The organism is Microbacterium sp. ZW CA_36 (assembly GCF_044987475.1).
GTDB lineage: Bacteria > Actinomycetota > Actinomycetes > Actinomycetales > Microbacteriaceae > Microbacterium.
In genome coordinates, this window is record NZ_JBJDRL010000086.1 from 1 (window position 1) to 13,154 (window position 13,154).

At 71.7% G+C, this 13,154-nt stretch carries 12 protein-coding genes; 3 read left to right on the forward strand and 9 right to left on the reverse strand.

Annotated elements, in window-relative coordinates; all coding sequences use genetic code 11:
• The 5 genes from ACI3KX_RS20440 to ACI3KX_RS20460 form a co-directional block, all read right to left on the reverse strand.
• Positions 1-794, reverse strand: a 794-nt coding sequence (locus ACI3KX_RS20440) for an amidase (RefSeq protein ID WP_404910889.1), incomplete at its 3' end; no start/stop codon positions are given.
• Complete coding sequence (gene nikE, locus ACI3KX_RS20445) at positions 791-2,485, reverse strand: ABC transporter ATP-binding protein (protein ID WP_363354635.1); 1,695 nt, start codon at positions 2,483-2,485, stop codon at positions 791-793. The genes ACI3KX_RS20440 and nikE, both read right to left, overlap by 4 nt.
• Positions 2,482-3,345 carry an ABC transporter permease gene (locus ACI3KX_RS20450; protein WP_363354637.1) on the reverse strand — a complete coding sequence of 288 codons (864 nt, stop codon included), beginning with the start codon at positions 3,343-3,345 and terminating at the stop codon, positions 2,482-2,484. Before ACI3KX_RS20450 ends, nikE begins: the two co-directional genes overlap by 4 nt.
• The gene (locus ACI3KX_RS20455; protein ID WP_363354639.1) at positions 3,342-4,301 is read right to left on the reverse strand and encodes an ABC transporter permease; all 960 of its coding nucleotides are present in this window, start codon (positions 4,299-4,301) and stop codon (positions 3,342-3,344) included. The genes ACI3KX_RS20450 and ACI3KX_RS20455 overlap by 4 nt, the downstream gene beginning before the upstream one ends.
• Before the next feature lie 34 nt (positions 4,302-4,335).
• Positions 4,336-5,991, reverse strand: coding sequence for an ABC transporter substrate-binding protein (locus ACI3KX_RS20460; protein WP_363354640.1), 1,656 nt, complete (start codon positions 5,989-5,991; stop codon positions 4,336-4,338).
• A gap of 132 nt (positions 5,992-6,123) precedes the next feature.
• On the opposite strand from ACI3KX_RS20460, the gene ACI3KX_RS20465 reads away from it, so the two are divergent.
• On the forward strand, positions 6,124-6,780 hold the full coding sequence (locus ACI3KX_RS20465) for a TetR/AcrR family transcriptional regulator (protein WP_404910890.1): 657 nt from the start codon (positions 6,124-6,126) through the stop codon (positions 6,778-6,780).
• On the opposite strand, the gene ACI3KX_RS20470 is transcribed toward ACI3KX_RS20465, so the two are convergent.
• Together ACI3KX_RS20470 and ACI3KX_RS20475 are read right to left on the reverse strand one after the other, a co-directional pair.
• Positions 6,765-7,220: a DUF3237 domain-containing protein gene (locus ACI3KX_RS20470; protein ID WP_404910891.1), complete on the reverse strand. Its 456-nt coding sequence runs from the start codon at positions 7,218-7,220 to the stop codon at positions 6,765-6,767. The genes ACI3KX_RS20465 and ACI3KX_RS20470 overlap by 16 nt on opposite strands.
• Entirely contained in the window at positions 7,217-8,899 is a 1,683-nt protein-coding gene (locus ACI3KX_RS20475; RefSeq protein ID WP_404910892.1) for a CocE/NonD family hydrolase, read from the reverse strand. Before ACI3KX_RS20475 ends, ACI3KX_RS20470 begins: the two co-directional genes overlap by 4 nt.
• A gap of 119 nt (positions 8,900-9,018) precedes the next feature.
• On the opposite strand from ACI3KX_RS20475, the gene ACI3KX_RS20480 reads away from it, so the two are divergent.
• Both ACI3KX_RS20480 and ACI3KX_RS20485 read left to right on the forward strand, forming a co-directional pair.
• Positions 9,019-9,591, forward strand: a complete 573-nt coding sequence (locus tag ACI3KX_RS20480; RefSeq protein ID WP_363354647.1) for a TetR family transcriptional regulator — start codon at positions 9,019-9,021, stop codon at positions 9,589-9,591.
• Between the two features lie 552 nt (positions 9,592-10,143).
• A complete protein-coding gene (locus tag ACI3KX_RS20485; RefSeq protein WP_404910893.1) occupies positions 10,144-11,244 on the forward strand; it encodes a DNA polymerase IV in 1,101 nt (366 codons plus the stop codon).
• A 16-nt stretch (positions 11,245-11,260) separates the two neighbouring features.
• On the opposite strand, the gene ACI3KX_RS20490 is transcribed toward ACI3KX_RS20485, so the two are convergent.
• Both ACI3KX_RS20490 and ACI3KX_RS20495 read right to left on the reverse strand, forming a co-directional pair.
• Positions 11,261-12,397, reverse strand: coding sequence for a zinc-binding dehydrogenase (locus ACI3KX_RS20490; RefSeq protein WP_404910895.1), 1,137 nt, complete (start codon positions 12,395-12,397; stop codon positions 11,261-11,263).
• Position 12,398: 1 nt separating this feature from the next.
• Positions 12,399-13,154, reverse strand: a 756-nt coding sequence (locus ACI3KX_RS20495) for a phosphonatase-like hydrolase (protein WP_404910896.1), incomplete at its 5' end; no start/stop codon positions are given.

Genomic DNA, 13,154 nt, shown 5'->3' on the forward strand with positions numbered 1-13,154 from the left:
CCGCAGCAGGATGGGCCGTCGTACGAAGCCGGATGCGGCAGCGTGAGTGCCGCCGGGTCGCTGCCGTCGGCGCCGTGCATGATCGCGAACGCGGCGTCGAGGTCATCGACGCGCCGGGCGATCGGCCCGTTCACGGCGAAGAACTGCAGCGACAGCGACACCGGCTCGGTGATTTCGGCCATCGGCGCGGGGATGCGGCCGGCCGACGGCCGCAGCGCGCACACGCCCGCGGCGTAGGCGGGCAGCCGCAGCGACCCGCCGTAATCATTGCCGAGACCGAGCGGTGTCATGCCGGTCGCCACGGCGACCGCGTCGCCACCGCTCGACCCGCCGGGCACCCGGAACGGGTCCCAGGGGTTGAGCGTGCGGCCGAACAGGTCGTTGTCGGTGTCCCAGCGCAGGCCCCAGTCGGGCATATTGCCGCGCCCGATGGGGATCGCGCCCGCCTCGAGCAGGCGGCGGACCATCGTGGCGTCCTTGGCGGGTACCGCTTCTGCCATGAACGGCCAGCCGCTGGTGCTCGCCGACCACGTCAGGTCGATGTTCTCCTTGACCGTGAAGGGCACGCCGGCGAGCGGTCCGACGGCTTCGCCCGCGTCGAGCGCCTTGTCGACGGCATCGGCGAGGGCGCGTGCCCGGTCGTGGAAGACGACGGTGAGCGCGTTCACCACCGGGTTCACCGCATCGATGCGGTCCAGGTGGGCGACGATCACCTCACGTGCGGTGATCGAACGCGAGCGCACGGCATCCGCGATCTCACGCATGCTGAGCTGCCACGGGTCTCGGTCGGTCATCTCTCTCCTCGGGACGTAGGGATCTTGGTGGTCGCGGTCGCCACGGTGGGCAGGGCGGACGTGCGTGCGGGGAGCCGGCGTCGAGGCACCCACCCGGTCCGCGGGATCGAGTCGAGCAGCGTCCGCGTGTACTCGGCGTGCGGGCGGTCGAGGACGTCGGCGATCGGCCCCTGCTCGACGACCGCGCCGGACTTCATGACGACGACGTGGTCGCAGAGGCGCCGGACAGTGGTCAGATCGTGCGAGATCATCAGCAGCGCGACACCGGTGGTGCGACGGATGCCGTCGAGCAGCGTCAGGATCTCGACCTGGGTCGTGACGTCCAGCGCCGAGACCGCCTCGTCGAGCACCAGGATCTCGGGCTCGGCCGCGAGCGCCCGCGCGATCGCGACACGCTGCCGCTGACCGCCGGACAGCGAACGCGGCCGCTGCGCCGCGAGCGCGGGCGCGAGCATCACGGCGCCCATCAGCTCGTCGACGCGGGCGTCGAGCTCGGCGCGGCCGATGCCGCGCCGATGCACCGCGACCGCCTCGGACAGGCACTGCCGCACGCTCTGACGGGGGTCGAGGGACTGGTAGGGGTCCTGGAACACCATCTGCGCGATCCGCGCCCGGCCTCGCCGGTCGGCTGCACGCCGGGCCGGCCGGGTCCAGTCGGCGCCCTTGACGGTGACCGAGCCGGCATCCGCCGTATCGAGCCCGCAGATGATCCGAGCGGTCGTCGACTTGCCCGACCCCGACTCGCCGACGATGCCGAGCGATCCGCCGCGCGCCAGCGTGAAGGCGACGTCGTCGACCGCCACGAACTCCTCGCGGCCTCCACGCGGCGAGCGCACCTGGAAGGTCTTGCGGAGCCCTCCGACGGTGAGCACGGGCTCGTCGGCTGCGATGCGGTCCGGGGTCACGTCGGCGGGCAGGGTGGCGGACAGCAGGCGCTGCGTGTACGGATCCGAGGCATCCGTCCGCATCGTCGCCGCACGGAGCGTCTCGACAGTGCGCCCGTGCTGCATGACCGCGACGCGGTCGCAGACCGCACCGGCCAGCGCCAGGTCGTGCGTGATGAACAGCAGCGCGAGGTCGCGGTGGCGGCGGAGGTCGGCGATCACCGCCATCACCTCCTCCTGCGTGGTGACGTCGAGCGCCGTCGTGATCTCGTCGGCGAGGAGGATCGGCGGGTCCATCGCGAGGGTCGCCGCGATCATCACGCGCTGCAGCAGACCGCCCGACAGGTCGCCCGGTCGCTGGCGCATACGCCGCGCCGGATCCGGGATGCCGACCTCGGCGAGGAGGTCCTGCGCGCGCCGGTCGGCGGCATCCGGCTTCTCCCCGGCGACGGAGACGAGCGCCTCCGTCATGAAGTCGCCGATCGTGCGCAGCGGGTTGAGGTGCGCCCGCGGGGTCTGGAACACCATGCCCAGGCGCCGCGCACGGATGTCGCGCAGGCGCCGCGGCGGGAGCGTCGAGATGTCCTCGCCGTCGATGCGGATCGTTCCGCCCACGGTGAAGCCCTCGGGAAGGAGCCCGGCGACGGCACGCACCGACAGCGTCTTGCCCGACCCCGACTCCCCGACGAGACCCAGTGCCTCGCCGGCTCGCACCTGCAGCGTGCAGTCGTGGACGAGGGTGCGCGGGCCGTCGGGTCCCGGCGCGGCGATCGACACCTGATCGAGTTCGAGGACGAGAGCGGTCATCGGTCGGCGCCTTCCGCCCAGGTGGTCACGCGCGCCCCGAGGATGTTCACGGCGAGCACCGTGACGACCACGAGCGCCGCGGGGAACATCGACTGCTCGGGCGCGCCGACGAGCAGCGACGGCTGTCCGGCGGCGATCATCACGCCCCAATCGGATGCCGGCGGCTGGGCGCCGAGCCCGAGGAACGAGATCGCCGCGAGGTCGAGCATCGCGTAGCCGAAGCCCACCGTCGACTGCGCCAGAATGGCCGGCAGGAGCGCGGGGACCAGGTGGCGGAAGCAGATCGCGAACGATCCGACGCCCTGGATGCGCAGCGCCGAGATGTACGGCTTCGAGAGCTCCTGCCGAGCCGACGCGCGCACCAGCCGCGACACGATCGGGATGTATGCGATCGACAGCGCCACGATGGGCGCGATGAGGCCCTTGCCGAACATCGACACCGCGAGCACGGCGAGCACGAGGCCCGGGATGGCGAAGATGACCTCGATGAGCCGCGAGCTCACGCCGTCCACCCATCCGCCGAACCACGCCGACACGATGGCGATCAGTGTGCCGAGCAGAGAGGATGCCAGCACGACGAGGATCGGTCCGACGACGCTCGGGCGGGCGCCGACGAGGACTCGGGACAGGATGTCGCGGCCGAGGTCGTCGGTGCCCATCCAGTGCGCGGGAGAGGGCGGTCCCGACACCGGGCCGACGTAGAGCTGGTTCGGGTCGTACGGGGCGAGCAGCGGACCGAACAGCGCCATGGCCAGGATGCCGATCATCACGATGCCGGCCGCGATCAGCAGCGGGTCGCGCACGGCCAGGCGACGGGCGAAGGTCGGGACGCGGCCGCCGGCGAGCTGGGCGACGCTCATGCGTTCCTCCTCGGCTTGACGGAATCGGGGTCGATCAGGGCGATCGCGATATCGGCCGCCGCGTTGAAGACGACGAACAGGATCACGAGCAGCAGCGAGATCGTCTGCACGACCGGCAGGTCCTTGCGGGCGGCCGCCTCTGTCAGCAGCGAGCCGAGCCCGCCGAGGCCGAACGCCTGCTCGGCGATGGCGGAGGCGGCGAAGAGCCCTGCGACGGTGGCGCCGGAGATCGCGAGGATCTGCGGCGACGCGTTGAGGAACACGTGATGGCGGAAGATCCTGCCGCGGGGGATCCCGCGCACGCGGGCCGTGTCGACGTGCTCGGAGTGCAGCTGCCCGACCACGGCCCCGCGTGTGATCCTGCTGAGGTAGGCGATGTACAGCACCGCGAGGGAGATCGCCGGCAGGGTCAGGTGGTAGAGGTTGTCGAGGAACCCTTCGCCGGCGCCGTACACCGGGAACCAGCCGAGCACGCGGCCGAAGACCCAGATGAGCAGGATCGCCACGACGAAGGTCGGCAGTGCGACGCCGAACGAGGTGGCGACGAGCACGGCCCGGTCGGTTCCTCGCCCCCGCGTGGCCGCCAGGATGCCGGAGCCGATGCCGAAGACGGCGATCAGCACGAGCGTGTACAGCACGAGCAGCAGCGTGATCCCGAAGCGCGGCCCGATGAGCTCGACCACCGGTGTCTTGTACACGAACGACGTGCCGAGGTCGCCGCTGAGCACACCGGTGATCCAGAAGAAGTACTGCACCCACACGGGCTGATCCAGGTGGTACTCCGCCTTGATGGCCGCGATCATCTCCGGCGTCGGCCGCAGACCCCCGGCGAGCGCGACGACCGGGTCGCCGGGGGTGAGCAGGACGGCAGAGAAGATGACGATGCTCGACAGGAACAGGGTCAGCAGCAGCCCTCCGAGCTTGCCCAGCAGCTGCCGGGCCACGCTGGCGTTCATCGTCGCCCCTCTCCGGTGCGCGGTGCCGCGTCGATCACTTGCCGCCGAGGTGCAGCGCCCACGGGCTGGAGTACGCCGCCACCGATGTGACGACGCCGCTCAGCCCGTCGCTCAGGAATGTCGTGTGATACGAGCCCGCGAGCGTCACCTGGAGCAGGTCGGGCGCGAAGATCTCCTGCGCGCCGACGTACGCCTGGGCCGCACCGTCCGCGTCCGGCGTGGTGCGCGCGGCCTCGAGCCCGGCGGTCACCTCCGGGTTCGCGTAGCCGGTCCAGTTGAAGATGCCGCCCTGCTCGGCCGGCAGGAGGAACAGCTGGGGGTAGGCGAGCACCCCCGGCGTCTCGGTGTAGCCGGTCGTCGCGACGAAGTCGATGTTCTCGCGGGGTCCGGGATCGGGCAGGAAGATCGCGGCGAAGTCGGCCGCCTGACGCTCGTCGATCTCGATCGTCAGGCCGATCTGCTCGGCGGCGCTCTGCACGATCGCCGCTGTCTGCGACAGTTCCTTGTTGCCCGCCGGGATCGCGATGCGCAGCGGCACCGAGGTGTCCTCGCCCGATTCCTCGACGAGCTTCTTCGCGGCGTCGAGGTCGACCTCCGGCGCCGCGAGGGCGTCGTAGCCCGCCTGGTACACGTCGGCCGCGGACGAGCCCGACCACGAGAACGGCGCGACGAACGTGCTCTGCGTCTGACCCAGCCCGTGCAGCACCGTCGAGATGTACTGCTCCCGGTCGATGGCGAGGCTCAGCGCCTGACGGATCATCGGGTCGGCGCCGGCTCCGGTGTCGCGCGTGGGGCCGAACGAGAATGACGCCGTCGACGGGCCGATGACGAGCCGGCCCGTGTCGGACGATTCGAACGCACTGCGGCTGGCGGGCGCCACGTTGAAGGCTCCGTCGACCTCGCCCTCCAGGAGGGCGTTGGTGAGGGTCGTGCCGTCGGGGATGAACCGGTACGTGAGCTTCTTCACCAGCGGTGCGCCGTCCCAGTAGTCCTCGTTGGCGACCGTGACGATCTCGCGTCCGGGGGTCCAGCTCTCGAGCTCGTAGGGTCCCGCGCACATCAGCTCGCCGCCAGAGGTGCCGAGCGCCGGGCCCTGGGCCTCGCTCACGGCCTTGCTCAGCACCGCGCCGGCGCCACCCGCAACGGCGTCGCGGAACGTGGAGTCCGGAGCGACGAAGTGCACCGTCACCTGGTTCTCGCCGGTGACCTCGATGCCGCCTTCGGGCGCGACGAGCACGAACGCGCCGTAGAACGCCGAGGTCACGTCGGTGTGGTGACGCTCGAGGCTGTACACGACGTCCTCCGGCGTGACCGGCGTCCCGTCCCAGAACGTCACGTCCGGGCGGATGTCGATGACGAACGTCACCGGGTCGACCCAGTCGGCGGCCTCGGCGATGCCCGCGTCCACCGTGAAGTCGGGCTGCACGCGCAGCAGGCTGTCGCACAGGTTGGGCTGGACGAAGTTGTAGTCGGCGCCCGGTACGAGCGAGCGCGGCTCGCCTTCCACGAGGGCCCACGTCACCTCGTCGACCTCGGTCGAGCCCGCGGGCAGCGCGTCGACGAGTTCTACAGGGGCCGACGTCTCGTCGCCGGTCGGGGACGTCTCGACGTCCCGGGGCGTGCACCCCGCGAGCAGCACCAGGGCTGCAGCGGCTGCGACGACCGTGGCGGCCTTGCCTCGGTTTCTCATCTCGTTTCCTTTCGGGTCGGTCGAGGGAGATCACAGATCGCGGCGCCGTCGCCGCGATAGCCCTCAGGGTAGTACAACACTGTTGTACATCAATGTTGCATTTGTGTTACGGGCGTGAATAGGGTGGGTGTCATGCCCCGTGAGGTTGACGCCGATCAGCGGCTCGCAGACATCGCCGCCGCGACGATCCGCGTCGCGCGATCCGCCGGCTCGCACGCCGTCACGATCCGCTCGGTCGCCAGGGAGCTCGGCGGCTCGACGACGCTCGTCACGAACTACCTGCCCTCGCGCGCCGGCCTCATCCTCAATGCGCTCGATCACGGGCGGGACCGCTGGCAGGCGGCGCTCGACGAGACGCTGGCCGCCGCGGCGCCGGAGGATCGGTTCGCGGCCGTCATCGAGTGGTCGCTGACGACCGGCCCCGACGAGCCGGTGCTGCGCGCGCTGATCCTCGAGATCGTCGCCAACGCCGACCGCGAGCCGGACCTGCGAACGGCCCTTCACCGCGAGACCGGCGATTTCCAGCGGCTGCTGCTGGAAGAGGCGCGCACCGCCGGTTTCGCCGACCCCGAGCACGTCGCCGGGCTGGCGTATCTGCTCGTGCGCGGGTCGTACGTCGCGAGCTCCGAAGACCCGGCGCGGTGGGACGAGCCGCAGCTGCGCCAGGTCATCCACGCGACGCTCGCGGCGCAGCCGCGCAGAGCGGAGGGCGCTGCGGCGCAGCCGCGCACGGCCGACCATCCATCGGCCTCCACGCCCGGGCCCGCGTCGCATCAGCGCACCACGTAGACCCGGACGCATACCTGGCCGTCCTCGTCGCGCGCGAGCCCGATGAACTGGTGCTCGGCGAGCCAGCGGTGCGGCGCAGCATCCGTCTGGAACACGGGCGCGGTGCGGAAGTAGTACTCCGTCTCGGGGACGTTCTCCCCCGCCTCGACGCGGTCGATCACGTCCGCCGATGCGCGGTAGTAGCCGCGGTTGAGGATGTCGATGACGGCGCCGTCGTCCGCGCGCAGCAGGTACCGCGCCTCGAGCTGGGCCGTGCCCGATCGCTCGACCGCCCAGTCGCCGCCTCCCGGCAGCACCTCGCCGTTGAGCAGCGGGCCGGCGACGGTCCCGCCGGCGATCGGCGTGAACGACAGCTCCTCGTCGGCGCTGCGCCCGATGCGCAGGTGGGGGTCGATGTCGACGCGGATCTCGAACGCGAACTCCAGCACGGGTTCGTTCATGGACGGGCCTCCTCGGCTCGGGTGTCGGGCAGAACGGTCAGGGTGACGCACAGCGGCTCATCGCCGCCGAGCACGACGCGCTGCCGGTTGATCGCGGTCGCCACGGCGCCCCACGGCTCTTCGCCGGTGCCCGGCTGCGGCAGGAACTCGGGGAAGTCGCTCGAGTGCACGTGCAGGCGCAGGCGATGGCCCGCACGCACGCGGTAGCCCACCTGCCCCATGTCGATGTCGACGATCGCGGGATCCCCGGCGTCGGTCACGTGCACCTGGCCGCGCGCGATGCGCAGCGCCGTGCCGTCGGGCGCCAGGTCGAGCAGGCGCGCGAACACGTCCATCGCCGGGCCATCGGACGAGACGGATGCCGCGACCCGCACCGGCCCCGCCAGGTCGATGTCGCGTGCGAACACGTCGGTGGTGAACGACACCACATCGGCTCGCGCTCCCAGCGCGGCCTCGTCGGGCTGGAAGAGCAGGAAGGCGAACGCATTCGGCACGCTGGAGGGCACGAGGTCGTCGGGGTCGTGCAGCCACTCGAGCCGGGTCGCAGCGTCCGGAGCATCGGAAGACAGCCCACCGCCCGCGTGGGCGTACAGCGTGCGCGCGACGGCCTGCGGCGGTGGCCACGCGTCCGCCACGCGCATGTCGGAGGTGCCCGCCAGGTTCCAGCTGACCCGCGGGATGTCGGCGGCCCGGCCCCGGCCCCGCACGAACACCTCGAAGAAGTCCACAGCGGGCTGCAGCATCCGTGGCAGCTCCGCGCGGATCTGCTCGTCGCCACGCTCTTCGACGCGTACCGCGGGCGGGTCGTCGAGGTAGTACGACTCGTGGTCCATGGACTCGATGCGCAGGAAGTGGTTGAGCGCCCAGGCGGGCCGCTTCTCGATCTCGGCGACGTCGGCCCACGACAGCGGCGCGCAGTTGTCCCACCAGCCGATGGTGTGGAGCGTCGGAACCGGGCGCGCGTCGAACGGGCTCGCGAGCGGGAACCGGGGCAGGTGCACGGCACGCGGGTACCACTGGTCGTACGAGAGCGAGCGCGAGCCGAGTGCCGCGACGACATCCTCGGCCTGGGCACTGAAGGGGCGTCGTGCCGGGTCGAGCTCCCAGAAGTAGGCATCCTGCGAGTGGAAGTAGGTGAGCGGGTAGAGGTAGGTGATCGCCCACTCGACCGCCCGCGTGCGCTCCCCCGCGACCGCGCGGACCGGTTCGCCGAGCATCGTCCCCGTCACCCGCGGGGCGATCGCCTTCAGGGCCGGGTGCTGCGATGCCACCGCCGCCCACTGCGTGTAGCCGTAGTAGCTGTCGCCCCACATCGCGACGCGGCCATTGGACCACGCCTGCCGCACGATCCACTCGATCGTGTCGTAGCCGTCGTCCGCCTCGTTCACGAACAGCAGCGCGTCACCCTCGGAGCGGAACTTGCCCCGGACGTCCTGCGCCACGACGCGGTAGCCGCGGTCGGTGAAGTACTCGGCGATCAGCGGGATGAACGTGTACTCGCCGCTCTTGTCGTAGGGCAGCCGGATCAGGATCGTGTCGCCGGGTGTCGCGTCGCGATCGGCCGGGGCACCCGGGAGGTACACGTCCGTCGCGAGGCGCACGCCGTCGCGCATGCGCACGCGCTCTTCGCGGGCGGCGGGACTGACGGGCGCGGGTCCGACATGAACGATCTGCGGCACAGATGACTCCTCTTCGAGCGGGGTGAGAGCAACGGTAGGGATTCTCTTGTTGTTAGTCAAGTCTGACTAGACAATAAACTGTCACACAGAGCGCACTAGGGTGCGAGAGGGAGGTATCGATGGCTCGACCGTCCGTCGCCGAGGAGCGCACTCGGCAGATCGTCGACGCGACGATCCGCACGATCGCCGCGCACGGCATCACCGGAGCCAGCCTCGAGCGCATCGCCGAAGAGGCCGGCATGTCGCGCGGGCACGTGCGGCACTTCGTCGGCAATCGCGAGGAACTGCTGCGCGAGAGCGCGCGCCGGTTCTACTACGAGGACGCCGACGGCGACTCGATGCTCCCCCGCGGCACCGGAGATGTCACGAGCGCCCTCGACTTCCTCTTCGGCGACGAGTTCGCCGCACCGGGCAACGAGAACGCCGTCGTGCTCGGGTTCGTCGAGGCCGCCCGCACCGATCCCGTGCTCGCCGGTCTGCTCGTATCGGCGTATCAGGGCACGCACCATGCGCTGGGCGATCTGCTGGCCGCCGAGCATCCCGCCGCCGAAGCTGCCGCGTGCGCCTCCGTGGCCTACGGCGTCGTCGGCATCGCGCTGCACAACGTCTTCCTGAGCGACATCGCCTCGGCGGCGACCGGCACGGCGACCGCACGCGCCGCGGCCGAGCGGCTCATCGCGACCCTGGGCTGATCCGCCGGGCGCGGCAGCTTCGCGACCCTGGGCTGATCCGCCGGGCAAAGCACCTTCGCGACCCTGGGCTGATCCGCGGGGCGCGGCAGCTTCGCGACCCCTGGGCTGATCCGCGGGGCGCGGCAGCTTCGCGACCCTGGGCTGATCCGCCGGGCAAAGCACCTTCGCGACCCTGGGCTGATCCGCGGGGCGCGGCAGCTTCACGACCCCTGGGCTGATCCGCCGGGCGCGGCAGCTTCGCGACCCTGGACTGATCCGCCGGGCGAGAGTCCTCCCGCCGTTCCTGGCCCACCCGCCCTTCCGGTTCGCCCGACAACAGGTCAACCGGGCTTCCACAGGAGGTTGAATCGACTCGTCCTCCTGTGGAAGCGCGGTTGACCTGTTGAGCGACCGGGTCGACAGGCAGCAGGCAGCCGTGGGAGCCGTGGCAGCCCAGGGTCGGAGCCGTCGGGGCCATGGGCTATGGACCCTCCGGATCCCGCGCCCTCCTGTGCGGCGTGTCGGCGATGCGGCCTAGTCTCGTCTCATGCGCCGGTCGCGAGAGGCGAGGTCATGAATGCGGATTCCGCGGTGCCGACGCCCGCGGCCAGACCCTGGGTGCTGCACGTAGATCTCGACCAGTTCATCGCGGCGGTCGAGGTGCTGCGCCGGCCGGAGCTCGCCGGCAAGCCGGTCATCGTCGGTGGCCGCGGAGACCCCACGGAGCGCGCCGTCGTCTCGACCGCGTCGTACGAGGCGCGCGAGTTCGGCGTCGGCTCGGGGATGCCGCTGCGCATCGCGGCACGGAAGATCCCGGATGCCGTCATCCTTCCGGTAGACGCACCGCTGTACCTGGCAGCGTCCGAGCAGGTCATGGCGACCCTGCGTGCCCAGCCCGGCGCCGTCGTGCAGGTGCTCGGCTGGGACGAGGCGTTCGTCGGCGCCGAGACCGACGACCCCGAGGCGTACGCGCGCCGCCTGCAGCAGGACGTGCTCGACCGCACGCGGCTGCACTGCTCGGTCGGCATCGGCGACACGCTCGTGCGTGCCAAGGTAGCGACAGGCTTCGGCAAACCGCGCGGCACCTTCCGGCTGACCGCCGACAACTGGCTCGAGGTGATGGGCGAGCGTCCGACGATCGAGCTCTGGGGCGTCGGGTCCAAGGTGTCGAAGCGGCTCGCGCTGCTCGGCGTCCGCACCGTCGCCGAGCTCGCCGTCGCCGACGAGACGGCGCTGACGGGCGAGTTCGGGCCGCGCATGGGCCTCTGGTACCGGCAGCTCGGCCGCGGCGACGGCTCGGCCGTCGTCGACGACACGCCCTGGGTCGCCCGCGGGCACAGCAAGGAGACCACGTTCCAGGCCGACATCGTCGATCCGGCCGAGATCGAGGCGGCCGCCCGGAGCCTGCTCGACCAGGTGCTGGACGATGTGGCCGCCGATGACCGCCCGGTCGTCGGCCTCGGGCTCAAGGTGCGCTACGCCCCGTTCCTGACCAAGACCTTCACGAAGAAGATCCCCTCGACCGCCGACCGCGCCGTCGTGCTGGCGCGGACCCTCGAGCTCGTCGCGAAGATCGAGCCCGGCCGCCCGATTCGCCTGCTCGGCGTGCGCGCCGAGATGGCGATGCCCGACGACGCGCGCGAGGGACACACGCCGACCCGCGGCGGGTGGTGACGGCCGGGCGACGAGGTCAGAGCCGTGGATCGATCGCGACCCGGACGTCGGTGCCCGCGGCGGCCCGCGCGAGCGCGTCGTCGAGCTCCGACAGAGCGTGCGGCCGTCCGACGAGCTGCGCGAACGGGTAACGGTGCGCGTGCTCCTCGAGGAAGCGGATCGCGCCGGCGAGATCCTGCGGATCGTAGTTGTGGACGCCGCGGACGGTGGTCAGGTTGCGGACGGTGCGCTCGGCGTCGAGGGCGTACGCCGGGCCCGGTGACACACTGCCGACGAGCACGACGACACCTCCGACACCGATCTCGTCGAGCGCCGACGAGACCGCCGCGGCGGCTCCCGACGCCTCGATCGCGATGTCGAGCTCCGGTGCACGCAGACGCCGGAGAGCCCGCGCGAGAGCGCCCGTCTCCGCAGGATCGATCATCGCGGCCGCCCCGAAGGACTTCGCGAGCGCGCGACGCCCCGGATCGGGATCGGCGACGATGACCCGGGCGCCGGCGCGCGTCGCGATCGCCGTGGCGGTGAGACCGATCAGCCCGGCACCCGTCACCAGCACGGTCGCGCCGTCCACGTCGACGACGTCGGCAGCGCGGTCGACGGCGGCCCAGGCGGTCGCCGTGGCGCACGCGGCGGGTGCGAGCACGGCAGCCGGGACCGATTCCTCCACGCGCACGATGGCCGTCCCCGCGCGCAGGTGCACGTGTGTGGCGAACCCGCCCGAGAGCTCCCAGCGTGCGACGAGCCGCTCGTGCCCGTACTTGAGCACCTCCCGGCACTTCTGCGGCAGGCCGCGCCGGCAGCGGTCGCACTGCCCGCACGACGCCATGATCGACCACACGACGCGGTCGCCGAGCGCGAGTCGCCGGCCGTCGACGCTGCGGACGTCGTCGAGCAGGGCGACGATCCGTCCCACGTACTCGTGCCCGAGGACGAGCGGCGTCGGCGCCTTGCGATGACCCGAGACGGTGTGCACGTCCGAGCCGCAGACGGTCGATAGCTCCAGCTCGACGAGCACGTCGCCCTGCGCCATCCGCACTCCGGGAACGGCGATCGCCTCGTGCGGGCGGCCGGGGCCGAGCCACACCATCGCGGTGGCAGGCGGCGCGAGATGCACGTCGCGCGAGGCGACCGGCGCGACGGCCGGCAACGCCACGTCAGGCGTCGATTCCGAGCAGCGCCGGCAGCGCCGACACGTCGTCGATCACGGCATCCGCACCGGCGGCGGTCAGCGCGTCCCGGTCGTGCGCGCCCGTGCGTACACCGACGACGAGGCCGGCACCGGCCGCGCGGCCGGAGGCGATGTCGCTGGTGGTGTCGCCGACGACGACGACGGATGCCACCGACGACGCCTGCGACCGGATCACCGCCGCCAGCACGAGGTCGGGCGCGGGTCGGCCGCGGCCGACGTCGACGGGCGAGAGGGCCGCGTCGACCAGCGCCCGCCAGCCCAGGTCGTTCAGGATCGCGTCACGGGTGGTCGGGGCGAAGCCCGTGGTGAGCACCACGGAGAGTCCCGCTGCCCGCAGTCGCTCGAGCGTCTGCTGGGCTCCGGCGATCGGCGCCACGCCCTCTTCCGCGATGAGCGCGGCGTATGCGCGCTCGAACGCGGCGGTCGCCCGCTCGGCGCGGGTGACGTCGCCGCCCGCGAGATGCGTGAAGACGTCGATCTTGGACTGTCCCATCGTGCGTCGCACGTAGTCGAGAGCATCGGGCCACGGCATCCGCTCGGCCACTCCCGTCTCGGATGCGGCACGCTCGAAGGCGCGCTCGACGATGCCGTCGTCGCGCACGGTCGTGCCGGCCATGTCGAGCACGACCAGCTCGGCAGGAACGGTCACGGGTGCGGAAGCGATCGCGGGGGCGTTGACGTGAGCGGTGGCGGGGACGGTCATCGGTGGAGTCCTTCGGGG